Genomic DNA, 25,972 nt, shown 5'->3' with positions numbered 1-25,972 from the left:
GTGCGGTGAGCCGGGATGCGACGTCCCTTCTCTCGTTTCCGCATTGTCCCATGTCTGGTGATACCCATCACATCTGGCTTTTCGGGGAGACGTCCAGGCAGTAGGGGAGCGGGTCATACTTCTGGGGTGGGATCGACGTCGACGGGGGAGCGGAGGCTTTCCTCGTGCAGCCGGATGTGGAAGCCGTCGGAGTCGGGCAGCAGGATGACCAGGCCTTCGCTGCTCTCGTCGGCGATGAGGACCGGCTCGCTCTCGCCAGTCGACTGCTCGTTCGGCTGGCGATGCATGGACGTGTCCATCGTGTCGAGTCAGGCTGCTTCGAGCGGGGGCTCATCGCCTACGGGTGGCGGGACCGGCCGTGCGGCCGCTGTGGCACGCTGATCGTGCGCGAGGCGTTCGTGAACCGCTCCTCGTTCAGCTGCCCGAGCTGTCAGCGGGCCCCGCGGGTCCTGCGGGCCTGAGCCGGGCGGTCGTCGTGCGCCAGGGGACACGGAACGTAATATTTCGTCCCTTTTTTGGTGCCTTTGTGGTCTCGCGTGGCGTGTCGGTGAGCAAAGTGTCTCCGTGAGGTAAGGGAGAGTTCGGGGCCGTGGGGCAAGAGGGAGAGCCGGTCCGGCTGACCGCGTGGGTACGGGGCCGGGTGCAGGGCGTGGGTTTCCGCTGGTGGACGCGGGCCCGTGGGTTGGAACTCGGTCTCACCGGTGCCGCCACGAACCTCGACGACGGCCGGGTGGAGGTCGTCGCGGAGGGGTCACGGGAGTGCTGCGAGAGGCTGCTGGGACACCTGAGAAGTGGAGAAACCCCCGGAAGAGTGGACTCCGTGGTCGAACGCTGGGCTTCGCCCGGGGGTTCCTTCGACGGTTTCGTCGAGCGGTGAGTATGCTGGAACGGTAACGCGGTTCGAGCAACGACCGTGGGGCGGCGCGACCGGGCAGCAGACGGGCGCCGGGATCCACGGGGACCACCGCGCAAGCCGTTCGAGGCCGTGCGTACCGGCGACACCGCCGGGGGTGGATCACGTTCTGACCGTGCGGTGCCACGTGCCCGGGTGGTTTCGGCCTGGGGTGTGGTCGTTACGGACTGTTGTAATCCAATCTTGACCAGCGGCGCGCGGAGTGAGACTCTGGAAGGCACACCGCGCAACTTCCGCCCGTGGCGGCGGCCCTGAGTAACCGGGTCGACAGGTGCACACGGGGACACGTATGCGCGCATCCAACTGGTCACTCAGTGTGGAGGACCCACATCATGGCGAAGGCTCTGTTTGGCCACGTCGGCGGCTCCGACCCTCGTATGGTCTCGGAGATGCGACGGCTTCAGAAGCGGGTACGCGACCTCGAGGACGAGATCAGCCGTCTTCAGGCGAAGAACGACCAGCTCAGCATGGCCGTCACCGACGTCGCCTCCAGCGCGACCGACCGCGAGCCCGCGCTCGCCTGACACCGTGACGTCGTGAGGGCCGTCCGCGACGGCCCGGAGACGACACACGGAGGATGATCCACTGACGGGGACGCCGAAGCCACTTCCTGGCGTCCCTGGCCGGATCTCCACCGGACAGTCGAGGACTCGACGCCCGATCGGCCGGTACCGGATGCGTTCCGGCGCCGAACGGGAACCCGAAACCACGCTCACTTTCCCTTCCCTTGCGGTTTCCTTTACCGTTGTACCCGGCGGAATCTCCCGCAACCCTCCGTGTTCGCGGGACATCCCCGCCTTCCGGCACCTCTCGGGCGTCGGCACCGTCGGAAACGTCACGGTGTCGCAGCTCATCGCCCCCGGGTGCCCCCAACGCCGCACTTCGCGCGCCGCTTCATGGCACCCTTGAGGTCGGCCCCGTGGCGACCGCCCGTGGCGACAACGGTGACCGTCGTGGGAGGCGCGGGTGTACCTCAAGAATCTGACGCTGCGCGGCTTCAAGTCGTTCGCGTCGGCCACCACCCTGCGCTTCGAGCCCGGCATCACCTGTGTGGTGGGACCCAACGGGTCCGGCAAGTCCAACGTCGTCGACGCCCTCTCCTGGGTGATGGGCGAGCAGGGCGCCAAGTCCCTGCGCGGCGGCAAGATGGAGGACGTGATCTTCGCGGGCACCTCCACCCGCCAGGCGCTGGGCCGCGCCGAGGTCAGCCTCACCATCGACAACAACGACGGCGCCCTGCCGATCGACTACACCGAGGTCACCATCAAGCGGACGATGTTCCGCAACGGCGGCTCGGAGTACGCGATCAACGGCGACACCTGCCGTCTGCTCGACATCCAGGACCTGCTCAGCGACTCCGGCATCGGCCGCGAGATGCACGTCATCGTCGGCCAGGGCCAGCTGGACACCGTCCTGCACGCCGGCCCCGAGGAACGCCGCGCCCTCATCGAGGAGGCCGCGGGCATCCTCAAGCACCGCAAGCGCAAAGAGAAGGCGATCCGCAAGCTCAACGCGATGCAGGGCAACCTGGACCGCGTCACCGACCTCACCGCCGAGCTCCGCCGCCAGCTCAAGCCCCTGGGCCGCCAGGCCGAACTCGCCCGCAGAGCCGCCGTCATCCAGGCCGACCTCCGCGACGCCCGGCTGCGCCTGCTCGCGGACGACATCGTCACCCTCACCGAGCAGCTGTCCAAGGAGGAGGCGGACGAGAAGGAGGTCCGCACCCGCCGCGGGGCCGCCGAGACCGCCCTCAACCAGGCCCAGGAGCGCGAAGCCGAGCTGGAGGAGCGCTCCACCGCCGCCGCCCCCGCCCTGGCACGGACCACCGAGACCTACCACGCACTGTCCCGCCTCACCGAACGCCTCGACGCCGTCCGGGGGCTGGCGACCGAGCGCCACCAGAACCTGGTCGCCGTCCAGGGCGAGGTCGTCCAGCGCCGCGATCCCGAGGAACTGGAGATGGAGGCCGAGGAGGCCGCCGCCCAGGAGGAGGAGCTCCAGACCCGTCTGGAGGAGGCCCGCGAGGTCCTGGAGACCAGCGTCACCGAGCGCGCCGCCGCCGAGGACGCCCTGCACCGTGAGGAGCGCCGTCTGGAGGCCGCCTCCCGCGCCTCCGCGGAGCGCCGCGAGGGCATCGTCCGGCTGGCCGCCCGCGTGGAGGGGCTGCGCGGGCGCCTGACCTCCAACGAGGCCGAGATCACCCGGCTGGAGGAGGCCGCCCAGCAGGCCGCCGAGCGGGCCGCGACCGCTCAGTCCGAGTACGAGATGGCCGCCGAGGAGGCCGCCGGACTGGACGAGGGGGACGCCGAACTCGACGAGACCCAGGAGCGGTTCGCCCGCCAGCTGTCCGCCGTGGACGCCGAGCTCAACCAGCTCCGTGACACCGAGCGCTCCGCCGAGGGCGAGCGCGCCGCGCTGGCCGCCCGCAAGGAGGCCCTCGAACTGGGCCTGGCGCACAAGGACGGCGCCGGAACTCTCCTGGAGGCCGGGCTGCCCGGCATGCTCGGCAGTCTTGCCGCCCTCGTCCAGGTCGATCCGGGCCACGAGACCGCCGTCGCCGCCGCCTTCGGGGTGGCCGCGGGTGCGGTCGCCGTCAGCGACGAGGCCAGTGCGGCCGCCGCCCTGGAACTCCTCAAGTCCGAGGACGCGGGCCGGGCCGGGATCGTCGTCGCCCGAGCCGTTCCCTCCGCCGACCGCGCCAGCTGGCCGTCCCTGCCCGGGGGCGTCCGCTACGCCGCCGACGCCGTCACCGCCCCCGAGCACCTGTCCGACGCGGTGACCGCGCTCCTGGACCGGGTGGCCCTGGCCGCCGACGCCCCGGGCGCCCGCGAGCTGGTGTCCGCCCTACCGCAGGTGCGCGCGGTCACCCCGGACGGCGACGTGTTCGCCGCCGCCATGGTCCACGGCGGGACCGCCGCCGCGCCCAGCCTCCTGGAGGTCCAGGCCGCGGTGGACGAGGCCGCCGAACGCCTGGAGGCCGCCACCGAGGCCGCCAAGCGCGTCGCCGTGGAGCTGGACGAGAAGAAGCGCGAGCGCGCCGAGATCGCGGAGGCCGCCGAGGAGGTCACCGCCCGGCGCCGCCAGGGTGACCGCAGGCGCAACGAGTCCGCCCAGCGGCTGGGCAAGCTGGGCGGCCAGGCCCGTTCCGCCGAGGCCGAGTCCGAGCGCTACGCGGCGGCCGCCGCCAAGGCCGCGGCTTCGCGGGGTGAGGACGCGCAGAAGCTGGAGCGTCTGGAGGAGGAGCTCGCGGAGGCCGAGGAGATCGCCGCCGCCGTCGAGGAGGAGTCGCCCGACGCCGACCACCGCGACGAACTCTCCGCGCTGGCCTCCCGCGCCCGCGCCACCGAGATGGAGCGGCGGCTGGCCGTGCGCACCGCCGAGGAGCGGGCCCGTTCGATCGCGGGCCGCGCCGACGCCCTGCTGGCCCAGGCCACCGAGGAACGCCGGGCGGTGGAGCGCGAGGCCGAACGCCGCCGCAGCCGGGCCGCCCAGGCCACCGTCGCCCAGGCCGTGGTGGAGAGTGCTCGGCTGGCCCTGGAGCGTATCGCCGTGTCCCTGGCCACCGCCGAGACCGAACGCGTGGCCGCCGAGGCCGAGCGCGAGGCCCGCGACGGCGAGCTCAAAACTGTACGTGCCCGGGTCCGCGAGCTCTCCGTGGAGCTGGAGAAGCTGACCAGCTCCGCGCACAGCGGCGAGGTGGCCCGCGCCGAGCGCCGGATGCGTCTGGAGCAGCTGGAGACCAAGGCGCTGGAGGAGCTGGGGGTGGACGTGCCCACTCTCATCGCGGAGTACGGCCCCCGCGTGCCGGTGCCCCCGGCGGCCGACGCGGACGAGCACGCCGTGCCGCTGCCCTATGTCCGCGAGGTGCAGGCCAAGCGGCTGAAGGTGGCCGAGCGCCAGCTCAACCAGCTCGGGAAGATCAACCCGCTGGCGCTGGAGGAGTTCGCCGCCCTGGAGGAGCGGCACGCCTTCCTCAACGCGCAGCTGGAGGATCTCAAGAAGACCCGCCGGGACCTGATGGACATCGTCGCGGAGGTGGACGCCCGGGTGCAGGAGGTGTTCTCCTCGGCCTACCTGGACGTGGAGCGGGAGTTCGCGGCGATCTTCGGCCGTCTGTTCCCCGGCGGTGAGGGCCGTCTGGTGCTGACGACTCCCGAGGACATGCTCACCACGGGTATCGAGGTCGAGGCCCGGCCGCCCGGCAAGAAGGTCAAGCGGCTGTCCCTGTTGTCCGGTGGTGAGCGTTCCTTGACCGCCGTGGCCTTCCTCGCGGCGATCTTCAAGGCCCGTCCGTCGCCGTTCTACGTGATGGACGAGGTCGAGGCGGCCCTGGACGACACCAACCTCCAGCGCCTGCTGGTGATCTTCGAGGAGCTGCGGGAGTCGTCGCAGCTGATCGTGATCACCCACCAGAAGCGCACCATGGAGGCGGCGGACGCCCTGTACGGCGTCACCATGCAGGGTGATGGAATCTCCCAGGTCATCAGCCAGAAGCTCGACCGCCCCGCCTGACGGGGGTCGGGTGACGGAGGTCACTGCCTCCACGGTGTCCCGACGCGGGCCTCGGACGGGCCGGAGCCCTAGCCTGGCGGTTGCAGTGCCAGCACCAACCCCAACCTTCAGGTCGAAACGGACGCCGTGTTCTTCATCCCCCTCGTGCTGTGGGCCCGACAGCGGATGCGCCACTTCCCAGGCGCGGTCCGCGCCAGTGTGGCGGTCGGGGGTACCGGCGTCTTCACCATGATGCTGCTTCTGGGTACGTCGTACCGGGTGCAGCCGCCGCCGGGCGAGGAGGGCCGGGTGCGTTGTTCCCCAGTTGTGTGGGTGGGGCCCGCCCTGTGGGACGACCGCCGCGACTGGGGCGAGGACATCGAGCAGATGATTCGCCAGGAATGGGTGGACTCGTCCTGTTCGGAGCGGCAGAAGCGCCGCGCCGCCCTGTCGTTGGCGCTGGCCCTGCCCTCCAGCCTGTGCTTCGCCTACGCCCTCGTGAAGCTCCCCAGAGCGAAGGACGGGGATTCCTGATCGGGCCTACGATTGGGGAACGGGTGGCTGTACGCGTTGTACGGGCAGTGGAAAGAGCTGAGATGACCGTGGCGAGTATGGGTGAATTGTCTGTTTCTCAACAACTTGCAGATTTGGCGTCTTTCCGCTGACAAACGTGCAGGTCAGTGAGACTGCTCCCCGCGCACGCGGGGATGGACCCGCCAGGGCGTCGATCAAACCGGACTTGCCCGACTGCTCCCCGCGCACGCGGGGATGGACCCATGGTGCTCGCCCTGCTGACCATCCTGCGTTCCTGCTCCCCGCGCACGCGGGGATGGACCCGCTGAGCCGTCCAAGGAGGCCGATGATGCCTTCTGCTCCCCGCGCACGCGGGGATGGACCCCTGCCCCATCACCGGCGCGGGTGCACCGCCGCCTGCTCCCCGCGCACGCGGGGATGGACCTAGTGACAGAAGTTGCCTCACGTTGCATACGGGCTGCTCCCCGCGCACGCGGGGATGGACCCACGAGCAGCAGGTCCCATTCGTTCGAGACAGCCTGCTCCCCGCGCACGCGGGGATGGACCCAGGTACGGCCACACACCGGTCAATCCCATGTCCTGCTCCCCGCGCACGCGGGGATGGCCCCCGTTCGGAGAGTGGCAGCTCAGCCGCATGGACTGCTCCCCGCGCACACGGGGATGGACCCATGCGGTACGCCAGGGGCCACCCCCCGCCCCGACTGCTCCCCGCGCACGCGGGGGGCACCTAGCCCAAGTACTTGCTCGGTCAAGGTCTCTGATGCGAGTGCTCGAAGGCCAACGATGACGCCGATGTCCTTGGCGTTCTATCCTTCCTTCAGCTTGATTGCGGAGGCCACGCGGATGCACGACTCACGCGGCAACTGTGATTGCCTGATGGTTGCAGGCCGCGACCTCCAGGGAGACAACGCATGCGTTGGACCGTGCACTCGGAGAAACCCCTCTACACCGATCAGTGGCTCGACATTCGCCTTGCGGACGTGGAGATCACAGGAGGCAGACGTCTGTCTCACCGGGTCATCCGCTCGGCTCCTGGTGCCGGAGCGGCTGTACTCGATGGGCAGGGGAACGTCTTGCTCATGTGGCGCCATCGCTTCATCACCGACACCTGGGGCTACGAGATCCCCATCGGAGGCATCAAGGAAGGTGAGCTCCCCAAGGATGCTGCCGCGCGCGAGGTCGAGGAGGAGACCGGATGGCGTCCGGGCCCTTTGCGTCCGCTGCTGTACACCCAGCCCTCGAGCGGACTCTCCGACAGCGAGCACCACATCTTCGTGGCTGACAGAGCTGAGTACATCGGTGAACCCGAAGAGGACTGGGAAGCCGAACGCCTGGACTGGGCACCGGTCGAGCGAATCCCGGATCTGGTGAGTAAACGCGAACTCGTCAGCGGCACCTCCATGAACGCGCTCCTTTACCTTTACGCAACCGAAGTTATCGAGCGGTGACCGCGACGCGGAACCGGCGTTTCACGTAGAGGATGGCCCATTCCTGGCCGCGGACCCCCGCGTATCTGGAGATCGAAGCGGACAGTCTTGCCATCCTGTCGTTGGCGCTGGGCCTGCCCTCCAGCCTGTGCTTCGGCTACGCCCTCGTGAAGCTCCCCGGGGCGAAGGACGGGGATTCCTAGCGGACCTATGATTGGGGAACGGGGTGGCTGTACGCGTCGGACGGCGGCGGATAGAACAGAGGAGTTCGTGGCGAGTATGGGTGAATTGTCTGTTTCTCAACAACTTGCAGATTTGGCCTCTTTCCGCTGACAAACGTGCAGGTCAGTGAGCCTGCTCCCCGCGCACGCGGGGATGGACCCAAGCTGAGCTGCGGACAACGGACATGAGGCTGCTGCTCCCCGCGCACGCGGGGATGGACCCAGCGCCGAGGGCGCGGTCAACGCCGCGCTGGCCTGCTCCCCGCGCACGCGGGGATGGACCCCCAAGATCATCGCCGTCTACTGCGGGAAAGGCCTGCTCCCCGCGCACGCGGGGATGGACCCATCCCCGCGAACACGGCGACGATCACGACAGCCTGCTCCCCGCGCACGCGGGGATGGACCCTGATGACCCAGCAGCCTCCCCACATCCGGGCCCTGCTCCCCGCGCACGCGGGGATGGACCCAGGTCCGAGAGGCCGGTCACCGGGTCGCCGCCCTGCTCCCCGCGCACGCGGGGATGGACCCGTGCCGCTGCGGCGGAACGCGCGAATGGTGGGCTGCTCCCCGCGCACGCGGGGATGGACCCGCCTGGGCGCGGTCCTGCTAACCGCGGAGTGGCTGCTCCTCGCGCACGCGGGGAGCGGACCGCCGTGCCCGCGCTCGTGGCGGAGGGCACCGGCTGCTCCTCGCGCACGCGGGGAGCGGAACAGCCGAGGCGCGTGTGTTCGCGCGCGGCAACCAGGCTGAGACTGATTCCAGGACACCGGGAGTTCGCAGCGGCCCCTTGGAACGGCCTCCGGGAGCACGGGCGCGCATTTCGACACCAAACGCCCTGAAGCCGCGTATACGTTCGACTACGGAAAGATAGCCCGAACGTCGAACAACCCGCCGAGGAGCTTCCCCGGATGAGTGAGAACACCCGGTTCGAGCGCGGACGCCCCGTCGTCCTGCGCGGCGGAACGGTGCTGCCGATGGACGATGCCCGCACCGTTCTGCCCGACACCGACGTGCTCGTGGTCGACGACCGCGTCGCGCGGGTCGGCCGCGACCTGGCCGTGCCCGACGGTGCCGCGGTCGTCGACGCCACCGACGGCATCGTCATGCCGGGAATGGTCGACACCCACCGCCACATGTGGCAGACCGCGATGCGCGGTTACGGGGCCGACTGGACCCTGACCCAGTACTTCGTCTGGTACTACCTGGAGGGTGGCAAGCTCTTCCGCCCTGAGGACGTGCACGCGGGCAACGCACTGGCCGGGGCCGAGGCCCTCGATGCCGGGGTGACCACGGTCGTGGACTGGTCGCACGGACTGAGCACGGTCGACCACGCCGACGCGGCCGTGGACGCCCTGAAATCGGTTCCGGGCCGGTTCGTCCTGGCCTACGGCAACATCCAGGCCCAGCCCGGCGAGTGGGCCACCGACCCGGCCTTCCGTGACTTCGTGCGCCGCCGCTTCGACGGGGACCGCGACATGCTCGACGTCCAGATCGCCTTCGACGTCACCGGCGACCCGGACTTCCCCGAGAAGCGCGCGTTCGAGGTGGCCCGTGAACTGGGGTTGCCGGTGACCACGCACGCGGGCGTGTGGGGCGCCACCGGCGACGACTCCATCAGGCTCATGCACGAGCACGGGTTCATGACACCGGAGACGGTGTACGTGCACGCCGCCTCGCTGTCCACCGACTCCTACCACCGCATCGCTGCGACCGGCGGCAGCGTCTCGGTCTCCACCGAGAGCGAGCAGAGCGCCGGGCAGGGCTATCCACCCACCTGGAGGCTGCGCGAACACGGCATTCCGGTGTCGCTGTCGATGGATTCCAGCGCCTGGTGGAGCGGCGATCTGTTCTCGGCCATGCGCACCACCCTGGGCGCCGACCGTTCCCGCGAGCACCTGGAGGCGCACGCACGCGGGGAGACGGTCACGCACGCGTCCCTGCGCGCGGACCAGGTCGTGGAGTGGGCGACTCGCGGTGGCGCCGACGCGCTGGGCCGCGCCGACCTGGGTCGGGTGCGCCCCGGGGCCAAGGCCGACCTGGTGCTGATCAAGAACGAGCACTCCCCGGTCTCGTTCCCGCTGCTCAACCCCTACGGCCACGTGGTCTTTCAGGCTCAGCGCGGTGACGTGCACACGGTCCTGGTCGACGGCAGGGTCGTCAAGCACGAGCACCGCCTGGTCGGTGTCGACCTGGGCACGATCCGCCGGAACGTGGAGTCGACCCTGGACCACCTGCGGGGCGCACTCGGCGACGAGGAGTGGGTCAAGGGCATGAACCCCGACGTGCCCGAGCCCACCCTGCTCGACAACCCCTACTCCTACACCGACTACAAGAGCGCCTCCACCCACGGTGGCTGAATCCGCGAGCCCGGGACGGGCAGCCCCCGCTGGAGGTCCCGGTGGAGACTGCCCGTCCCGGCTCGTGACCGTTTTTCGCCGGAACCCCCGGGCGATCAGGGCCGGAGGGTCGGTGGCGTCCTGCCTGAGGACGAGCGGAGGCCCCCAACCCACGAGCGCTTGAACCCACGCGGTGCGCAGAACACCATCCACCCACACTGCCCTGAGTGGAACGAAACACCCCAAGGGCCACGCGGTGAGCGGGCCCGTCCACGGCTGGGGTTATGAGCGGGTCTGCCGTAGAGGATTCCCGCCACAGCAACTCAAGTCATAGAACGGTCATCGGCGCTCAGCTCTAGCCGGTTCTGCGGTGCAGGTGACGTTGTCCCAGCCGACGCTTATGTGGACGCTGATTGCGGAACGGAGTAGCCGTGAGCGCCGGGTGGGCGGTAGAAAGAGCAAAGGAGATCGCCACGAGGATGGGTGAAATGTCTGTTTCTCAACAACTTGCAGATTTGGCGTCTTTCCGCTGACAAACGTGCAGGTCAATGAGACTGCTCCCCGCGCACGCGGGGATGGACCCTCCTCGGGCCGCACCTGCTCGACCAGGGCCAGCTGCTCCCCGCGCACGCGGGGATGGACCCGCGACCACCGTCGCGCCCTCGGTCGACCAGTGCTGCTCCCCGCGCACGCGGGGATGGGTGGGGCCCGACGTCTGCCGGGCCCCGCGTTCGCTTGGTGGTTCAGGTCGGGAGGCCGATGTTGTGGGTGAGGGGCTGCCCCAGGATCTCCAGGGTGGTCAGGCCCAAGAGGAGCGCGGAGCTTAACGCGGTGGCGGGCCATCCCCACCAGGGGCGGGGTGCGCGGTGGCGGCCTCGGGGGACGGCTGCTTTCGGCTCAGCCCGGGGCATGGCGGCCTCCCGTGCCTTCCGTTCGCGCTGTTGGCGGGCGACGTGCACCCAGTGCGGGAGGGGTCCGTGTTCGAGCATGTAGGCCACCCGGGGATTGCCCTGCATCTGGCGCAGGAGGCGTTCCTGACGGGCCTGGTGTGACTCGGACCAGGGCAGCCCCGTGTGAGCCCATTCGATCTGGGGCGACTTCGCGCGGGGAGACGTTGCCGGAACGACTCGGGACGGCGCGGTCCGCTGTGGGCGTGCTGGGCGGGGGAAGCGGTGGCCTCGGGGTGAGGCCAGGACGGACCGGACTCCGGCGCTGACCTGATGACCGGTCATCGGGCGCACCTGCCAGCGACCAGGGCGGGCAGGGTGAACTCGGCCCAGATGACGGTGCCGAGCCCGGCGCAGAACGGGAAGTCCAGCACGGGGCGGAACCCCCACCGGGTGGCGAGGTGGCCGAGTATGAGCAGGCCCCGGCCGCGTTCGGCCTCAGTCCAGTCCCGCTTCGTGCGACGGCGCGGAACCCTCGGAGCGCTGTCAGTGGTGGTGTCGGTTCGGGTGCCGTCGTCGATGATCGAGATCCGGGCCGTTCCCACCCTGGGCCTGTCCAGGGTCCGGACCACCCTGCCGTCGGGGTCCTGTCCGGAGCGGGAGTGTTCGCAGGCGTTGGCAAACATCTCGCTCACGCACAACACCATCTCCTCCTTCACCTCGGCGGTGGGGGAGAGCAGATCGTGGAGGTCGGCGTCCAGGTCCGCTCGGACCCGGCTGGTCTGGGAGAGCTGTCCGGGGTAGACGCGGCACTCCCACCGGTACTCGGAGGGTGGGCTGTTCGTGTGGTTGAGGGCAGGGGTGTGCGGCACAATGGCCATGTCGGCAATCTCTTCTCTGCAAGGGGTTGGGGTGTCGGCCTGCTCTGGGGGTGTTGGCTCACCCGCCAGAGCTTTTTCTTGGACTGGCTTCGGGGCCTCTCAGGCAGCGGGCGGAGGTTCCGGGTCACTCCTGTGAACACCGAGGTGGCGGTGGGCGAGTAGCCGCAGGAGTTCGGTGCGGTCGGGTGCGGTGATGCGTTCGTAAGGGTCCCCGTCACCGGTCCACCCGAGGGGGCGGCGGGCCACGAAGGTCTCGTTGGGGACTTGGCCCTCGACGGTCATGTTCCAGTGCTTGTGGAGCAGGGCGCAGAGCACGTGTTCAGGGATCGGCAGCGACTCCGGTTGGGGGTTGTTCAGCTTCGGAATCTTGCCCGCTACGGGCCTGTTGCCGGGTACCCGGGTGGGTGCGGGGTGGTCGTGGATGGCCTGGTCGATCAACCGGACCGCCAGTTCCCCATCGCTCTCCTCCCGCGCGATCCGTAGGGCTTCCAGGACCAGGGGGATGCGGTTGCGCAGGGTGTGGTTGTGCCACACGTCCACCTGCGCCGGGGTCAGATGGGCGGGGGCGGTCAGGGCGTCCTCGGCCACGGCCAGCAGGTCCCGGGTGTCGATGTCCAACATCAGCACTCCACCTCGTTCGCTTCGGTGTTGATGTGGTTCCAGGGGTTGTGGGTGAGGTCGTAGGAGAGGTGGAACCAGACCTGTCGGAATTTCGGGTTGCCGTTGTCTCCCCACCGGTCCGCGAGGGCGTTGACCAGCCCCAACCCGATCCCCTGGCCGCTGCCCGGACCCGCGTCGGGGGCCAGGGTGGCGAGGTCGGTAGCGGTGAGTGGCCCGGGGGCCATGGGGTGCCGGGTGCCCTGGTCCTGGCAGGTCAGCGTCATGCCGGTCGCGCCTCGGTCGACGGTGAGTGAGTAGGTCTGGCCGTGTTCGCTGGAGAGCGAGTGCGCGATCGCGTTGTTGGCCAGCTCCGAGCCCAGGAGGGTGAACAGGTATCGGTAGTCGGTCGAGCGTTCGGCGGCGCTGGTGTCCAGGAACGCGCGGACCAGGGGCATGAGACTGGGGAGTCCGGCGAAGGCGTACTTGCGTTTGCGGAATGGGGTGCCCACGGTGCGGGAGAAGTAGTGGGCGTGGAAGGGCTTGATGAAGCTGGCGAGGGGGACCATGGCCTCGCGGTGGGTCAGTTCTGGGGAGAACACGCTCACGTGGCCACCGCCAACCGTCGCAGCCCAGACAGGAGGGCACACAGGACCTGCATGGGGGCGGACTCGATCGGCCTTCGGGGCGCGGGGATCAGCGGACCACGGGAACGAGCAGTGGTGCAGCGGGGGTTGGTGGGTACTCGGGTGAACCACCCAGGTCGAGGCGGCAGGCGGTCAGTGCTCATTTTCGTCCAGTTCTCTGTTGAGGGTGTGTTGTGGGTTGGCGACGCGAGGTGTGAGGGGCGGGAGTTCCCGCCGGGAAATCCGGTTCGGCTCCCCTGTGTGGCGGGAGGTGAGGGTGGTGGGTCAGCTGAGGTCGAGGACAACCTCGACGGTGGTCTGCTGGATGCGGTTGCCGTCCCAGGTCCAGGAGGGCGTCCAGGACAGGGCGAGGCGGTTGAGGACCGCTAGGCCGGAGGCGCTTTCTCGGGGGTTGAGCTGCGGGTACTGCGGCCGGTCGGTGTCTCGCGGTCCTTGATCCGTGACGTAGAGGTGGGGGAGTAGCGGTCGGGACTGGTCCATGACCACGCGGACGGTTCCGCCAGGCAGGCCCGACCGGGAGTGCTGGTGGGAGTTGGTGACGAGGATGCGCGTGATGCGGGCCAACCGGGTCCCCTGAACGGGGAGCATGTTCCGACACCAGGAGGAAAGGGCTCGGTACTCGCGGGTGGGTCCGAGCAGGATGCCGTGGCGTGCGGGTTCGGAGAACCGGAGAGCGCGGGGATAGCGCCCGAAAGAGGTGTTTGGTGTCCTGGAGTGGTTCTGGGTAGCCCGCATCTGTCTCACCTCGGGTGCTTCGGGGTGGGTCTTGGCTTCGGGTGGTCACTCTCGACATCCGCCATCAGGGTTTTCGTGTCCTGGGGGCATCGACCTATGAGTCGTGACGATCGTGGGGGCGAACGATCAGCTAAGAATCCCCACATTTGACTAGAAAAGGGCTATTTAGCTGGAGCCGCTGAGTTCCGCTCTGTTGCGGCCTCACCACAGACCTTGCCAATGGCGTCTCCTATGGGTCCAGGCATATCGCTAGGATCGGTAGAGAATCTTTGTTCAGCCATAGCGACAGATATCTCATGGAGAGGGCGATGTGATGGGCAGTACTGAGGCGGGCTCCCTTGCCCGTTTTGGCCGATTGCTCAAGCAGCTGCGCGGAAACACGGGCATGACGCAGCAGGAGCTATCAGCCATGTCCACCGTCGGTCAGAGCACGATCAGCGATATGGAACTGGGGAAGAAGGGGACGCGACGGGAGAATGTCTCCCAGTTGGACGCGGCTCTTGCCGCCCGTGGGGTGCTCCTCGGAGCCTGGGATGCTGCGTTCGGTGACGGTGGGACCAGCGCCTACTTCCGAGAAGTTGCTGAGTCAGAACACACCGCGATAGAGATCCGTCAGTACTCGCTGGGTTTGGTGCCTGGACTCCTCCAAGTCGAGGAGTACGTGAGGGTGGTCAGCGTCATCGCCCGGCCCAAAGCCGAACCGAAGAGCATCGAGCAGACCGTCCAGGCTCGGAAACTTCGGCAGGAGATCCTGTCCAAGGAACATCCGCCTGCCTTCACCGCGCTCCTCGACGAGTCGGTCCTGCTCCGAGAGTTCCAGAATCGTGGCGTGATGGCGGCTCAGATCGACCACCTCATCGAGTTGTCCTATCGACCTCGGCTCCGCCTCCAGGTCGTGCCGCTGAAGGCGGAGAACCATGCGGGTCTCGGCGGGTCGTTTACGCTGATGGAGGTTCCTGAGTCGGGCACCTTCGCCTACGTCGAGTCTCAGGAGACGGGGTTCGTACTGAAGCAGCCAGACCTTGTGGGAAGCTACGACCGAACTTTTGCGGAACTTCGCAGCGTGGCCCTGCCAGCGCCGGAGTCCCGCATCAAAATGAAAGAGATTCGAGGCAGCATCACATGATGACCGAGGATTGGAAGAAGTCCAGCTACAGCAACGGCACGGGCGGCGACTGCGTGGAGGCTCGTTCCACCGAACAGGGCGCTGCGGTGCGCGATACTCAGCATCGCCACTTGGGTCACATCGATGCGTCCGCCGCTGAGTGGAAGGCGTTCGTGGAGGCCGTGCGCCTCTAAAGCCAAATGAACCGGACCCCGCCAGGCCTATTGGCGGGGTCCGATTTATGTTGTGCCTGTTCAGGCTACCTGTAGAGGAAGGGCAACTCCAGGACCAAAGACCTGAGGAAGCTTTTGCCACAATGGCCCCATCCTCCGCTCTGGTTCATGACGCTCGACTACCTGCGGAGAAGCTCTTTTCTGGAGAGACCCCGAGGGGATGAGATCGTGGATGTGGCGTTGGAGATGTCGACGCTGTTGGGTGAGATGCGGTCCGGAGGTCGCTTCCTGAGCGCACAGCTGGACCTAAGGAAGAAAGCGGAGGATCCCGATGACAGAGTGGCGCAAGTCTTCGTACAGCACTGCTGGTGAGAACTGCGTAGAGGTGTCGGAAGGCGCCAAAACCTGTGTGCGGGACACCCAGCATCGACACCTGGGCAGCCTGCACGTGTCTGCTCGTGAGTGGGAGGCGTTCGTGGCGGCCGTGCGCCTCTAAGACGAGGCAGACTCGCGTCGTACCGGCCGGGGGCAACAACCTCCGCGATCAGTCCACTAGCCCTGGTCGAGGCTTCCGATGAACCGGGACGCCTCGTCCTCGGTCATCCCGGTCTCCTGTGCGACCATCCGAACCGCGTCCGCCACACGGTCCTGCGCTACGAGTTCACGCACCCGGTCGGCCAGGCTCCGGTCCGGAGCGGGCGCCCACCGCCCCGCTTCAATGGCCTCGGAGAGGTTCTTGGCCTCCAGCAGCCCCATGCCCGTGAGCTCCCGGATCCGCTTGATGGCCAGGATCTTGTTGTCGGTCCTCAGGAGATCCAGCACCTCCTCGTACCCCTCCCGGGTGAGCTCCGCGCGTACGGGCTCCGGCTCGGGATTGCGGAAGCGGTCGAAGAATCCGGCCATGGGTCGGTGGGTCCTTTCAGAGCGGGAGAAACGGGGCGATCCGTCCAGGTCCCGCAGTGTACGCCCGGCCGGTGACCCGCCCTTACCCCGCACCAGCACACGGACGGGGCCGCCCCCCAAGGGAGACGGCCCCGCGACGTTCACCAGGCTGGATCAGCCCCGGTCGATGGTGATGACCGGGGAGGTCCAGGTCTCCCAGTGGTCCGGGTTCTCCGGGTCACCGAGCGCCTTCAGCGCCTTGGCCCGCAGACGGTAGTCCCCGTCACGGACGTCGGTCACCCGGTTCCGCGAGTCCACCACGGTGCCGTCCCAGACGTAGCTGAAGAAGGCGGTGCTGGTGGCGCTGCGGTTGACGTGGTCGACGCCGACCGCCAGGTTGCGGTCCGGGTGGACCGGGCGGCCGGTGCGCTCGTCGACGACGGTCATCTCCAGCCGGGTGACGTGGTGGTCGAAGTGCGCGATCACGTACGGCACGTCCGGCAGACCGTCCACCCAGTCCATCGAGAAGGTGGCGCCGTCCGGCTGGTTCCGGAAGGTACCGCCCCCACTGTCCGCGCACTCCAGGCCGGTGAAGACCTCGCACTGGGAGATGCGGGTCAGCCACGGCAGCTCGTGCACGTTCCCGTTGGCGTCGGTGATCGGGGTCATCGCCTCGATCTCCTGGTAGTCGCCGTTGTAGGCGGCGTACGGAACACGGACGGTGCCGGTCTCCGCCGCGCCACCCACCTCGGTGACCTCGACGTAGCCGCCGTAGAGCATCTGCGCGTACTCACGCGCGGGCGGCGTGACGGTCACCTCGACCTCGGCGGACTCGCCGGGAGCCAGGGTCACCTTGTCCTCGCTGAGATCGGCCCTGGCGTAGGAGTCGTTGAAGGACGGGGCGAAGGTGTCGCCGTGCGTGCCCAGCGCCGGGGTGTGCGCGATCTCGTACGTCGCCTCCTCGTCGCCGTGGTTGGTGACGGTCACGGTCTCGGTGACCGGCCCCTCGGTGGCGCCCAGGGGCAGCTTCGCGGGGGACAGGCCGGTGGTGGTCAGGACCGAACCCGGGACGTCGAGCATGCCCGCGCCCTGGCGGTGGACATTGTCCAGGATCCCCAGGTCCGGGTTGCCCCACCAGGCGGTGGGGTCGGCGGTGTTCTGGAGGACGTCGCGCACGTCGTGCGCGGCCAGGTCCGGACGGGCCTCCAGCAGCAGGGCGACGCCGCCCGCGACGTGCGGGGAGGACATCGAGGTGCCGCTGATGGTGGCGTAGCCGCCCTTGGCCATCGGGTACGTGGAGTTGATCAGGCCGCCGGGCGCGCCCAGGTCCGGCTTGATGTCCAGGTCGGCCGACATGCCGTAGGAGCTGAAGCTGCTGATCAGACCCCCGGTCGGGTTGGGGATCGTGGTCTCCTCGCCGGTCCAGGTGAGGGTGACGGGCTCGCCGCCCTCCAGGAGTTCGCGCAGGTGCGCCCCGGCCTCGTCGGAGACGCCCACCGCGAACGCGCCCTGGTCGACGATGCCGCCGCCCGCGAACATGCCGGGCAGGTTGTTGTGGACCACGACGCCGGTGGCACCCGCTGCCAGCGCGGCGTCGTACTTCTCACTGAAGGCGCACTCGCCCCGGACCATGAGCGCCGTCCGACCCTCGGGGTCGCCCTCCAGCTCGTCGCCCGCAGCGAGACAGCCACGGCCGACGTACACGAGCTCGTCGGTCTCACCGGAGGCGGGCGGCGGAGTCGCGTCGTCCATCTCCATGTAGGCGACGGTCTCGCCGCTCTGGGTGACCTCGGCGGCGTCCGCGCGGATGTGGGTGTTGTCGTAGGCGGCGACACCGATCACGTCGGCGCCCAGACCGGGGGCCCCGGCGGAGTAGAGGCCGGAGGCGCCCTCGTTGCCGATGGAGGCCACGACCACCATGCCCTCGTCGACCAGGTTGTCCGAGGCGACGGCGGTGGGGTACTGCGGCCAGGAGTGGGCCGACCCCACGCTCATGTTGAGCACGTCCATGTCGTCCGCGAGCGCCTGCTCCATGGCGGCGATCATGATGTCGGAGGTGGTGGAGCCCGTGCAGCCGAACACCTTGTAGGCGCCGAAGACGACGTCGGGCGCGACGCCGGTGACCTCGCCCTGGGCGCCGATGATGCCCGCGACGTGGGTGCCGTGGCCGTTGCAGTCCTGCGGGTCGTCGTCGGGGACGGGGTTGTTCTTCGCCGGGACGCTCGCGTTGAAGTCGTCGCCGACGAAGTCGTGTCCGGCGACCACGCGCTCGGACGGGAAGCCGCCCGGCCCACCGAGGTCGGGGTGGGTGTAGTCGACACCGGTGTCCATGACGGCCACGCGCAGGCCCTCACCGGTCAGTCCGAGCTCGCTCTGCGCGATGTCCGCCCCGGTCATGCCGAGCGCGGTGTCCATGTCGGGTGAGCTCTCGTCGTGGTCGGGGAGCTCGTGGCGGACGACCGGGTGGACGGCGGCGACGCCGGGGATCTCCCGGGCCGTGCTCACCTGGGCGTCGTCCATCTCCACGGACAGGCCGTTCCACAGTTCGTTGAAGGACAGCCGCTCGGTGTACTGGAGACCGAACTCGTCGGCCTCGGCGCGGAACTCGGCGTGCTCGTCCTCGACGCGCGCGGAGGCCGTTCCCTCGGCGGTGGGAGGGCTCTCCAGTTCGATGAACCACAGGTCCTGGACCTGGTGGGTCAGTTCGCCGTTCTCCGCGGTGGGCGCCGGGTGCAGTGGTGCGAGTTCCGAACCCTCGTCGGCGCCTGCCGGTGTGACCGCGGCGAGTCCCGCGATCAGTGTCAGCCCGGCGATCGAAGCCAGACGTGACAGGTTGCGTGCCACCTTGTCAACACATCCCTTCTCGTGCGCGCCTCAGGACACAGGGGGAACGGCACCCCGCCGGGTGCGGAGGAACGCGCACGGGGGGATACGCCGCATGTGGTCCGTGATCGGATATTCGACGCGCATGGCAACGAGATCATTGCCTCGTGCGATAGAGGTGTCAATGTGCTGTGAGGATCAATATGGCCACACAATGGATTCATGTGGTTCAAGTTCCTCTGGAGCCTCATCTCCTAATAAAGGGGACATAAAGCGCTTGTGGGGCGAAAGGGCGCCATACATTCCGGCGGTAACACTTGGTGCCGAGTGCCGCTGCCCGTACGCTCCCACGAAAAGCACAGGTGAGAGCGGTACGCGCGCCCAAGCGGAGGTCGCTGAGGTGCCACCGGGGCCCGGGAGTACCGCCGAGTAGAGTGGAGGGGTTGTGCCGCCCTCCGGCGGTGCGACGGGTGTCGAACGAGCGAAGTCCGGTCCCGCGGCCACCACGGCCCGCGCAATCCGGCGCTGCCCCGCAACTGTGATGCCCCGCGCGTGCGCGGGGACGAGCCAGGTCGCCTCCTCGGCACCGACGAACCCCGTCCTCGTGGGAAGGACCGGCCGTCCCCGACCGGGTCGTGCTCTTTCCCCTGCTCACCGAAGGAGCACCGCACCGTGCGGATCGCCCACCAACTCCCCGTCGCACTCCTGGGCGCCACCCTCGCCCTCACCGCCTGCGGCACCACCGAACCCGAGTCCGAGCCCGCGCAGGAGACCGAGACCGCCTCCGCCGAGTGCGGGGCCCCCGAGCCCGCGGCCGACCGCGCGACCGTCGGTGACGGGACCTTCCCCGTCACCGTGACCGACATGGTCGGAGAGGTCACCGTCGACGCCGCCCCCGAGCGCATCGTCTCCCTCTCGCCCAGCAACACCGAGATGCTCTTCGCCATCGGTGCCGGTGACCAGGTCGAGGCGGTCGACGACTACTCCAACTACCCCGACGAGGCCCCCACCACGGACCTCAGCGGCTTCACGCCCAACGTCGAGGCGATCAGCGAGTACGACCCCGACCTGGTGATCCTCGCTGACAGCGCCGTCGAGACCGCCGACCAGCTCGGCGCCGTCGACATCCCCACCCTGGTCCTGCCCGGCGCCGCCGACCTGGAGGACGTCTACGCCCAGATCCGCCTGCTCGGGGACGCCACCGGGAAGACGGAGGAGGCCGACACCGAGGCCGACCGGATCGAGGACGAGTTCAACGGGATCGTCGAGTCCGTCTGCGCCGAGATCGGTGACAGCGAGCTCACCTTCTACCAGGAGCTCGACGACACCCTCTTCTCCGCCACCTCCAGCACCTTCGCCGGACAGATCTACGACTCCTTCGGACTGGTGAACATCGCGGACCAGGCGGACGACGGCGAGAGCGGCGGCTACCCGCAGCTGTCCCCGGAGTTCGTGGTCGAGGAGAACCCCGACCTCATCTTCCTCTCCTACGGTGACGAGTCCGCCGTCGAAGCGGTGGAGGAACGCCCGGCCTACGACACCGTCTCCGCCGTCGAGACCGGCTCGGTCCACCTCCTCGACACCGACATCGCCTCCCGCTGGGGCCCGCGCGTGGTCGACTTCGCCCAGTCCGTGGGCGACGCGGTCATCGAGACCGCCCAGCAGTAGGTCCGGTACCGCCCGGGCCGCGCGCCCGGGCGGACGGGGACGAGAGCAAGGAGAGCTGGACGTGAAGGGCTTCGGGGTTCCCCTGGGCTGGGTGCTGGGCGGCGCGGTCGCCCTGTTCGCCGCCGGGGTCTTCGGCGTCGCGGCGGGCGCCGCCTCGATCTCCGCCGGTGACATCCTCCGCCACCTGCTCAGCCTCCTGCCGTTCGGGGCGGTCGAGACGCCGCTCACCGAACGGCAGGAGGCGCTCCTCATGGAACTGCGCCTGCCGCGCGTGGTGATGGGCGCCGTCGTCGGCGCCCTGCTGGCCACGGCGGGCGGCGCCTACCAGGGCGTCTTCCGCAACCCGCTGGCCGACCCCTTCCTGCTCGGCGCCGCGGCCGGGGCCGGACTGGGCGCCACCATGGTCATGGTCTTCGGCCACGAGGTACTGGCCGACCCGCGCGCCCTCGTCCCGGTGGCCGCCTTCGTCGGAGCGCTGGCCGGTGTGGCCGCCGCCTACCTCCTCGGCGCCACCGCCGGGGGAGGGGGCACCGCCGCGCTGGTCCTGGCCGGGGTGGCGGTCTCCTCGTTCCTGTCCGCCGCCCAGACCCTCGTCCAGCAGATGGGCGTGGACCAGCTCCAACGCATCTACGCGTGGCTGCTGGGCGGGCTCGGCCGGGGCGGCTGGGACGACGTCCGCCTCATCGCCCCGTACGCGATCGTCGCGCTCGTCGTCCTGCTGCTCTGCGGCTACCTGCTGGACATGCTCGCCCTGGGTGACGACAAGGCGGTCAGCCTCGGCCTCAACCCCGCCGCCGTGCGGATGGTCGTGATCGCCGCCGCCTCCCTGGCCACCGCCGCCGCCGTCTCCGTGAGCGGGCTGATCGGGTTCGTCGGCATCGTCGTCCCGCACATCGTGCGCCGCCTCGTGGGCTCCAACTACCGGGCGATCCTGCCCGTCACCGTGCTCATGGGCGGTGCCTTCCTCGTCCTGGTGGACGTCGTCGCGCGCACCATCGTCGCCCCGGCGGAACTCCCCATCGGGGTGGTCACCGCCTTCCTGGGCGCACCCTTCTTCGTCCTCATCCTGCGCACCACGCGACACCGCGGCACCTGAGGGCGCGGAGGCCACCGCCGGCATCGTTCCCGGCACGCCACCGGGGCGTGACGCGAACGCGTCGGACACTCTGGGAGACTGGTGAACGCTATGGACATCACCTTGCTCGTAAGCATCATCGTCGTCGTCGCCCTCCTGGTAATCGGCGGGTTCTTCCTGGTCAGGGCCGGACGCTCGGTCAAGCCGGGTGAGGAGGAGACCAAGCCCGAGGTCACCGGGGCGCCCGAGGCCACCGCCCCCGAAGAGGACCGTGAGCAGGACGGGGGAGTCGCACAGACGCCCCCCGCCCACGCGCCTCCGGCCGAGGAAGCCGCCGCCACGGCCCCGGCCGAACCCACCGCACCCGAGATCGAGACCCCGCCCCCGTCCGCCGGGCGCATGGTCCGCCTGCGCGCCCGCCTGGCCCGCTCACAGAGCTCCTTCGGCCAGGGGCTGCTCAGCCTGCTCTCCTCCAAGAACCTGGACGAGGACACCTGGGAGGAGATCGAGGACACCCTCATCACCGCCGACATCGGCGTCGCCTCGGCCACCCAGATCGTGGAGAACCTGCGCACCCGCGTCAAGGTGCTCGGCACCCGCGAGACCGACGAGGTCCGCGCCCTGCTCCGCGAGGAACTCCTCAAGCAGATCAACACCGACGCCGACCGCGCCGTCCGCACCGAACCCCACGGTGACCGCCCGGCGGTCATCATGATCGTGGGCGTCAACGGCACCGGCAAGACCACCACCACCGGCAAACTCGCCCGCGTCCTGGTCGGTGACGGCCGCAGCGTCGTGCTCGGCGCCGCCGACACCTTCCGCGCCGCCGCCACCGAACAGCTCCAGACCTGGGGCAGCCGGGTCGGCGCGCCGGTCGTGCGCAAGGAGGAGGGCGCCGACCCCGCCAGCGTGGCCTTCGACGCCGTCGCCCGGGGCATCGACGACGGCGCGGACACCGTGATCATCGACACCGCCGGGCGCCTGCACACCAAGACCGGCCTGATGGACGAGCTGGGCAAGGTCAAGCGCGTGGTGGAGAAGAAGTCCCAGGTCGACGAGGTCCTGCTCGTCCTGGACGCCACCACCGGCCAGAACGGACTGCGCCAGGCGCGCGTGTTCGCGGAGGTCGTCAACGTCACCGGCATCGCCCTGACCAAGCTCGACGGCACCGCCAAGGGCGGCATCATCGTCCAGGTCCAGCGTGAGCTGGGCGTGCCCGTCAAGCTCGTCGGGCTCGGTGAGGGCCCCGACGACCTCGCCCCCTTCGACCCCGAGGTCTTCGTGGACGCCATCCTCGGCTGACCCGGGGGCACCACGAGCACCCGGAAGCACCACGACCACCAGACGGCCGGACACCCGTGACACGGGGTCCGGCCGTTGGTCGTTCGCCCCTTGAGCACGGTTCGTTCATGACGGCTTAACACCGCGCGGCGCCCTTTTACCCCCGCGCAACACGTCGGGTCCGACCGGGAAACACCCGGGTCGGACAGTGGTCGCCGTGGCCAGCGCATCGGGCCCGAAGACGCGCTCGCTGACCGCCGCATCTCACGACCATCCCCCGTCCGTGCAACGGAGGCGACGACATGATCGACACCGGCAACACCGCGTGGCTGCTGATGAGCGCCGCGCTGGTGATGCTCATGACCCCGGGCCTGGCCTTCTTCTACGGAGGCATGTCGCGGGCCAAGAGCGTCCTCAACATGATGCTGATGAGCTTCGGCAGCATCGCCATCATCAGCGTCCTGTGGGTCCTGGTAGGCCACTCGCTGACCTACGCACCCGGCCACGGAGTCCTGGACCTCTTCATCGGAGGGTTCGACTACGTCGGCCTGAGCAGCATCATGACCGAGGTCGAACCCGTGGACGGCACCGACGGCGGCTACCCGCTGCTGGTCGACGCCGGCTTCCAGCTCATGTTCGCGGTCATCACCGTGGCCCTGATCAGCGGCGCCATCGCCGACCGCGCCAAGTTCGGCGCCTGGCTGCTGTTCGCCCCGATCTGGGCGCTCCTGGTCTACTTCCCCGTGGCCCACTGGGTGTGGGGCGGCGGCTGGATCGCCCGCATGCACGAGTTCACCGGCCTCCCCGAGGTGATCGACTTCGCGGGCGGCACCGCCGTCCACATCAACGCCGGCGCCGCCGCCCTGGCCCTGGTCATCGTCCTCGGCCGCCGCAAGGGCTTCGGCTCCGAGTCGATGCGCCCGCACAACCTGCCGTTCGTCCTGCTGGGCGCCGCCCTGCTGTGGTTCGGCTGGTTCGGCTTCAACGGGGGCTCCGCCTACGCGGCCAACGAGCAGGCCGCCCTGGCCCTGGTCAACACCCAGGTCGCCACCGCCGCCGCGACCGCCGCCTGGATGCTGGTCGAGCGCCTGCGCTACGGGAAGGTCAGCGCCCTGGGCTTCGCCTCCGGTGCCATCGCCGGACTGGTCGCCATCACCCCCTCGGCCGCCAACGTCACCCCGGTCGGCGCCATCGTGGTCGGCGCCCTGTCCGGTGCCGTCTGCGCCTACGCCATCAGCTGGAAGTTCCGCTTCAAGTACGACGACGCCCTGGACGTCGTGGGCATCCACATGGTCGGCGGCATCGTCGGCTGCCTCGCCCTCGGGTTCATCGCCTCCTCCGCCGTGCCCGGCGGCGGCGACGCGGGTCTGCTCTTCGGCGGCGGCCTCGGCCTCCTCGCCGCGCAGGCCGTCTCGGTGATCGGCGTCATGGTCTACACCTTCATCGTCACCTGGGTCATCGCCAAGGTCATCGACCTGCTCATCGGTTTCCGCATCACCGAGGAGGTCGAGACCAACGGCCTGGACCACGAGCTCCACGCGGAGTCGGCCTACGCCTTCGACGAGCTCGACGAAATGGAGGGAGAGACGGCCTCCTCACCGACGCCTCCGGGTGAGGAGGCCGCCCCACCGCGGGTCGGGTCCTAGCACTCAACGTCGAGGCGACCGGTCCCGAACCACCGACACGGTGGGGCGGACACAGGGGCCGACGGGGGATTTCTCCCCGTCGGCCCCGTTCGCGTTCTGGCTGTTCGCCCCGCCCGCGCCCCACGGATTCCGCTGATTTGTGCGTGTTCATGGAGTGGTGTTGGCAGTGGTGCGTGCTCGTGTTCGATACCCTTTCTGGGCGGTGCGGCGGCCAGCCCGGTTCCGGGGGAACGGCGAAGAGCGCCGGATGGGCCGACCCACGGGGGGCCACCGGACGCAACCGGCAGGTTCGCGCCCGCATCCCATGTCGCGGCGAGGCGGGGCGGTGACGACGCCCGGGAAACACCTCCCGACGACTTCCTTCACGCGCATTCGAATCAGCACCCCACAGGTCGGGGTCAGGAGGCAAGATGGCGCCGGTTACTCACAACAGGGGTCGCGGACGCGGACGGTTCGCCCTCGCCGCGGTGGGCACGATCACCGCACTGGGACTGGCCGGATGCGGCTTCGGCGGCGGTGACGACGAGCCCGCCCCCACCGAGGACGCGGCCGAACCGGTCGACGCGGCGCCCCTGCTGGAGAACGCCCTGGCGGACCTGGCCGACTACCCGGCGCTCACGGCGAACGGGCAGGTCGCCCCCAGCGTGGGCGGGGACATCCAGGAGGCCACCGTGACCGTCGCCGACGGCGGCGCGACCAGCGGCACCGTCCGCGCCAACGGGGTCGAGGCGGAGATGATCGCCGCCGACAACAAGATCTTCCTGCGCGCCGGTGAGGAGTTCTGGCTCGACAAGAACGTCTTCGGGCCCGACAGCGACCAGTTCGACGGCGCCTGGGTGCGCTCCTCCACCGCGCAGGCGGGCATCAACCCGCAGAACACCCTGGCCCCGCCCGCGCTGGCGGCGATCCTGGAGGAGATCGGCCTGGAGGGCGACGAGGCCGTCGAGGAGACCCTCGACGACACCCGCGCCTACAAGGTCGACCTCAACGGCGAGCGCAACCAGCTGTGGATCGACGCGGAGACCAACCAGATCCTGCGCGTCGAGGTCGAGGAACTGGTGCCCGAGGGCGGGGAGAAGGGCCCCCAGGTGCGCCTGGACATCGCCCAGGCCGACCAGGCCGCCGCCGAGGAGCTGTACGACAACCTGACGACCGTCACCGAGGAGGAGCTGAACGGCTCCCGCGACGCCCGCATCGAGGTGAGCTGGGACGGACAGCCCGCCATGGAGTGCGTCGACGGCCCGCACTGCACCTGGTCCGGCACCGTCCGCGACTCCGGGGCCTCGGGCAGCGGCACGGTCCTGGTCCGCATGGACGTCACCTTCAGCCAGGAGCAGATCGGTGACGAGGAGTGCACCGACAGCGGCGCCCTGGAGGCGGGCGGTTCGCTCGATCTGTCCTGTGACGCCAACTACAACATCGTCACCTCCGAGCCCAAGACCTACGAGGACATCCAGGGCGAGGCCCGCCTGTCCACCCGTGGCCTGAGCGGCGAACAGCAGGAGGAGATGCTCGCGGCCCTGGCCGAGCAGCGCGAGGCCACCCTCGCGGGCGACACCGAGGAGTCCGAGGGCGCCGAGGAGAGCGACGGCGCCGAGGCGCAGGAGACCGAGGGCGAGTAGCCCCGGACCCCGCACACCCGAACCGGCA

Annotated in this window: 24 protein-coding genes, 1 pseudogene and 2 CRISPR repeat arrays; of the genes and pseudogenes, 17 read left to right on the top strand and 8 right to left on the bottom strand. The window is 69.4% G+C overall.

Translation table 11 applies throughout. The annotated features are described in order from the left end of the window. Nucleotides 1-113 precede the first annotated feature (113 nt). Entirely contained in the window at nt 114-287 is a 174-nt protein-coding gene (locus tag AC0VYM_RS24105; RefSeq protein ID WP_475455844.1) for a hypothetical protein, read from the bottom strand. A gap of 18 nt (nt 288-305) precedes the next feature. On the opposite strand from AC0VYM_RS24105, the pseudogene AC0VYM_RS24100 reads away from it, so the two are divergent. The 8 genes and pseudogenes from AC0VYM_RS24100 to AC0VYM_RS24065 all read left to right on the top strand — a co-directional run. Beyond that, nucleotides 306-461 (top strand): annotated as a pseudogene (locus AC0VYM_RS24100) (zinc finger domain-containing protein); the annotation flags it as partial. A 128-nt stretch (nt 462-589) separates the two neighbouring features. Next, nucleotides 590-877 (top strand): acylphosphatase, encoded by a 288-nt coding sequence (locus AC0VYM_RS24095; RefSeq protein WP_475455842.1) that lies wholly within the window; start codon nt 590-592, stop codon nt 875-877. 368 nt (nt 878-1,245) lie between these two features. Then, nucleotides 1,246-1,437 carry a hypothetical protein gene (locus AC0VYM_RS24090; RefSeq protein WP_049568596.1) on the top strand — a complete coding sequence of 64 codons (192 nt, stop codon included), beginning with the start codon at nt 1,246-1,248 and terminating at the stop codon, nt 1,435-1,437. Nucleotides 1,438-1,879: 442 nt separating this feature from the next. Beyond that, complete coding sequence (smc, locus tag AC0VYM_RS24085) at nt 1,880-5,425, top strand: chromosome segregation protein SMC (protein ID WP_475455840.1); 3,546 nt, start codon at nt 1,880-1,882, stop codon at nt 5,423-5,425. 126 nt (nt 5,426-5,551) lie between these two features. Beyond that, complete coding sequence (locus AC0VYM_RS24080) at nt 5,552-5,938, top strand: hypothetical protein (RefSeq protein ID WP_110049217.1); 387 nt, start codon at nt 5,552-5,554, stop codon at nt 5,936-5,938. A 152-nt stretch (nt 5,939-6,090) separates the two neighbouring features. Next, nucleotides 6,091-6,606: a CRISPR direct-repeat array (repeat unit 29 nt; unit sequence CTGCTCCCCGCGCACGCGGGGATGGACCC). Between the two features lie 243 nt (nt 6,607-6,849). Continuing rightward, nucleotides 6,850-7,386: an NUDIX hydrolase gene (locus AC0VYM_RS24075; protein WP_475455838.1), complete on the top strand. Its 537-nt coding sequence runs from the start codon at nt 6,850-6,852 to the stop codon at nt 7,384-7,386. A 32-nt stretch (nt 7,387-7,418) separates the two neighbouring features. Beyond that, nucleotides 7,419-7,568, top strand: coding sequence for a hypothetical protein (locus tag AC0VYM_RS24070; protein ID WP_475455836.1), 150 nt, complete (start codon nt 7,419-7,421; stop codon nt 7,566-7,568). A 150-nt stretch (nt 7,569-7,718) separates the two neighbouring features. Beyond that, nucleotides 7,719-8,236: a CRISPR direct-repeat array (repeat unit 29 nt; unit sequence CTGCTCCCCGCGCACGCGGGGATGGACCC). A 258-nt stretch (nt 8,237-8,494) separates the two neighbouring features. Then, nucleotides 8,495-9,943 carry an amidohydrolase family protein gene (locus tag AC0VYM_RS24065; protein ID WP_475455834.1) on the top strand — a complete coding sequence of 483 codons (1,449 nt, stop codon included), beginning with the start codon at nt 8,495-8,497 and terminating at the stop codon, nt 9,941-9,943. Between the two features lie 722 nt (nt 9,944-10,665). Here AC0VYM_RS24065 and AC0VYM_RS24060 read toward each other — a convergent pair. The 5 genes from AC0VYM_RS24060 to AC0VYM_RS24040 all read right to left on the bottom strand — a co-directional run bounded on the left by AC0VYM_RS24060 (nt 10,666) and on the right by AC0VYM_RS24040 (nt 13,522). Then, on the bottom strand, nt 10,666-10,938 hold the full coding sequence (locus AC0VYM_RS24060; RefSeq protein WP_475455832.1) for a hypothetical protein: 273 nt from the start codon (nt 10,936-10,938) through the stop codon (nt 10,666-10,668). A 212-nt stretch (nt 10,939-11,150) separates the two neighbouring features. Continuing rightward, nucleotides 11,151-11,690, bottom strand: coding sequence for an ATP-binding protein (locus tag AC0VYM_RS24055; protein ID WP_475455830.1), 540 nt, complete (start codon nt 11,688-11,690; stop codon nt 11,151-11,153). Nucleotides 11,691-11,789: 99 nt separating this feature from the next. Beyond that, entirely contained in the window at nt 11,790-12,311 is a 522-nt protein-coding gene (locus AC0VYM_RS24050) for a hypothetical protein (protein WP_475455828.1), read from the bottom strand. Then, nucleotides 12,311-12,895 carry an ATP-binding protein gene (locus tag AC0VYM_RS24045; RefSeq protein ID WP_475455826.1) on the bottom strand — a complete coding sequence of 195 codons (585 nt, stop codon included), beginning with the start codon at nt 12,893-12,895 and terminating at the stop codon, nt 12,311-12,313. Before AC0VYM_RS24045 ends, AC0VYM_RS24050 begins: the two co-directional genes overlap by 1 nt. A gap of 303 nt (nt 12,896-13,198) precedes the next feature. Further along, nucleotides 13,199-13,522, bottom strand: coding sequence for an ATP-binding protein (locus AC0VYM_RS24040; RefSeq protein ID WP_475455824.1), 324 nt, complete (start codon nt 13,520-13,522; stop codon nt 13,199-13,201). 460 nt (nt 13,523-13,982) lie between these two features. Between AC0VYM_RS24040 and AC0VYM_RS24035 the strand changes: the two genes are divergently transcribed. The 4 genes from AC0VYM_RS24035 to AC0VYM_RS24020 all read left to right on the top strand — a co-directional run bounded on the left by AC0VYM_RS24035 (nt 13,983) and on the right by AC0VYM_RS24020 (nt 15,443). After that, nucleotides 13,983-14,795: a helix-turn-helix domain-containing protein gene (locus AC0VYM_RS24035; protein ID WP_475455822.1), complete on the top strand. Its 813-nt coding sequence runs from the start codon at nt 13,983-13,985 to the stop codon at nt 14,793-14,795. Next, nucleotides 14,792-14,968, top strand: a complete 177-nt coding sequence (locus tag AC0VYM_RS24030; protein WP_475455820.1) for a DUF397 domain-containing protein — start codon at nt 14,792-14,794, stop codon at nt 14,966-14,968. The genes AC0VYM_RS24035 and AC0VYM_RS24030 overlap by 4 nt, the downstream gene beginning before the upstream one ends. A 147-nt stretch (nt 14,969-15,115) precedes the next feature. After that, nucleotides 15,116-15,319: a hypothetical protein gene (locus AC0VYM_RS24025; protein ID WP_475463309.1), complete on the top strand. Its 204-nt coding sequence runs from the start codon at nt 15,116-15,118 to the stop codon at nt 15,317-15,319. Next, nucleotides 15,279-15,443 carry a DUF397 domain-containing protein gene (locus tag AC0VYM_RS24020; protein WP_475455818.1) on the top strand — a complete coding sequence of 55 codons (165 nt, stop codon included), beginning with the start codon at nt 15,279-15,281 and terminating at the stop codon, nt 15,441-15,443. The genes AC0VYM_RS24025 and AC0VYM_RS24020 overlap by 41 nt, the downstream gene beginning before the upstream one ends. Nucleotides 15,444-15,499: 56 nt before the next feature. Here AC0VYM_RS24020 and AC0VYM_RS24015 read toward each other — a convergent pair whose 3' ends face one another. Together AC0VYM_RS24015 and AC0VYM_RS24010 are read right to left on the bottom strand one after the other, a co-directional pair. Beyond that, entirely contained in the window at nt 15,500-15,850 is a 351-nt protein-coding gene (locus tag AC0VYM_RS24015; protein ID WP_475455816.1) for a ribosomal protein L7/L12, read from the bottom strand. 153 nt (nt 15,851-16,003) lie between these two features. Next, on the bottom strand, nt 16,004-18,673 hold the full coding sequence (locus AC0VYM_RS24010) for a S8 family serine peptidase (protein WP_475455814.1): 2,670 nt from the start codon (nt 18,671-18,673) through the stop codon (nt 16,004-16,006). A gap of 651 nt (nt 18,674-19,324) precedes the next feature. Here AC0VYM_RS24010 and AC0VYM_RS24005 point away from each other — a divergent pair. The 5 genes from AC0VYM_RS24005 (at nt 19,325) to AC0VYM_RS23985 (ending at nt 25,944) form a co-directional block, all read left to right on the top strand. Next, complete coding sequence (locus tag AC0VYM_RS24005; RefSeq protein WP_475455812.1) at nt 19,325-20,320, top strand: ABC transporter substrate-binding protein; 996 nt, start codon at nt 19,325-19,327, stop codon at nt 20,318-20,320. A 61-nt stretch (nt 20,321-20,381) separates the two neighbouring features. Continuing rightward, on the top strand, nt 20,382-21,416 hold the full coding sequence (locus AC0VYM_RS24000; protein ID WP_475455810.1) for a FecCD family ABC transporter permease: 1,035 nt from the start codon (nt 20,382-20,384) through the stop codon (nt 21,414-21,416). A 90-nt stretch (nt 21,417-21,506) separates the two neighbouring features. Then, on the top strand, nt 21,507-22,697 hold the full coding sequence (gene ftsY / locus AC0VYM_RS23995) for a signal recognition particle-docking protein FtsY (RefSeq protein ID WP_475455808.1): 1,191 nt from the start codon (nt 21,507-21,509) through the stop codon (nt 22,695-22,697). Between the two features lie 281 nt (nt 22,698-22,978). After that, entirely contained in the window at nt 22,979-24,322 is a 1,344-nt protein-coding gene (locus AC0VYM_RS23990) for an ammonium transporter (RefSeq protein WP_475455806.1), read from the top strand. Nucleotides 24,323-24,732: 410 nt separating this feature from the next. Continuing rightward, entirely contained in the window at nt 24,733-25,944 is a 1,212-nt protein-coding gene (locus tag AC0VYM_RS23985) for a hypothetical protein (protein WP_475455804.1), read from the top strand. Nucleotides 25,945-25,972 lie beyond the last annotated feature (28 nt).

This window comes from Nocardiopsis sp. iso_237 (assembly GCF_056173345.1).
The sequence above is the reverse complement of the archived record's forward strand: the minus strand, read 5'-3'. Positions and strand labels throughout refer to the sequence as shown.

Coding starts and splice junctions, on each gene's coding strand:
- AC0VYM_RS24060 (WP_475455832.1), bottom strand. CDS start 10,938: ATGCAGGGCAATCCCCGGGTGGCCTACATGCTCGAACACGGACCCCTC.
- AC0VYM_RS24090 (WP_049568596.1), top strand. CDS start 1,246: ATGGCGAAGGCTCTGTTTGGCCACGTCGGCGGCTCCGACCCTCGTATG.
- AC0VYM_RS24025 (WP_475463309.1), top strand. CDS start 15,116: ATGACGCTCGACTACCTGCGGAGAAGCTCTTTTCTGGAGAGACCCCGA.
- AC0VYM_RS24015 (WP_475455816.1), bottom strand. CDS start 15,850: ATGGCCGGATTCTTCGACCGCTTCCGCAATCCCGAGCCGGAGCCCGTA.
- AC0VYM_RS24040 (WP_475455824.1), bottom strand. CDS start 13,522: ATGCTCCCCGTTCAGGGGACCCGGTTGGCCCGCATCACGCGCATCCTC.
- AC0VYM_RS24070 (WP_475455836.1), top strand. CDS start 7,419: ATGGCCCATTCCTGGCCGCGGACCCCCGCGTATCTGGAGATCGAAGCG.
- AC0VYM_RS24020 (WP_475455818.1), top strand. CDS start 15,279: ATGACAGAGTGGCGCAAGTCTTCGTACAGCACTGCTGGTGAGAACTGC.
- AC0VYM_RS24105 (WP_475455844.1), bottom strand. CDS start 287: ATGCATCGCCAGCCGAACGAGCAGTCGACTGGCGAGAGCGAGCCGGTC.
- AC0VYM_RS24030 (WP_475455820.1), top strand. CDS start 14,792: ATGATGACCGAGGATTGGAAGAAGTCCAGCTACAGCAACGGCACGGGC.
- AC0VYM_RS24050 (WP_475455828.1), bottom strand. CDS start 12,311: ATGTTGGACATCGACACCCGGGACCTGCTGGCCGTGGCCGAGGACGCC.
- AC0VYM_RS23990 (WP_475455806.1), top strand. CDS start 22,979: ATGATCGACACCGGCAACACCGCGTGGCTGCTGATGAGCGCCGCGCTG.
- AC0VYM_RS24035 (WP_475455822.1), top strand. CDS start 13,983: ATGGGCAGTACTGAGGCGGGCTCCCTTGCCCGTTTTGGCCGATTGCTC.
- ftsY (WP_475455808.1), top strand. CDS start 21,507: ATGGACATCACCTTGCTCGTAAGCATCATCGTCGTCGTCGCCCTCCTG.
- AC0VYM_RS24065 (WP_475455834.1), top strand. CDS start 8,495: ATGAGTGAGAACACCCGGTTCGAGCGCGGACGCCCCGTCGTCCTGCGC.
- AC0VYM_RS24055 (WP_475455830.1), bottom strand. CDS start 11,690: ATGGCCATTGTGCCGCACACCCCTGCCCTCAACCACACGAACAGCCCA.
- AC0VYM_RS23985 (WP_475455804.1), top strand. CDS start 24,733: ATGGCGCCGGTTACTCACAACAGGGGTCGCGGACGCGGACGGTTCGCC.
- AC0VYM_RS24075 (WP_475455838.1), top strand. CDS start 6,850: ATGCGTTGGACCGTGCACTCGGAGAAACCCCTCTACACCGATCAGTGG.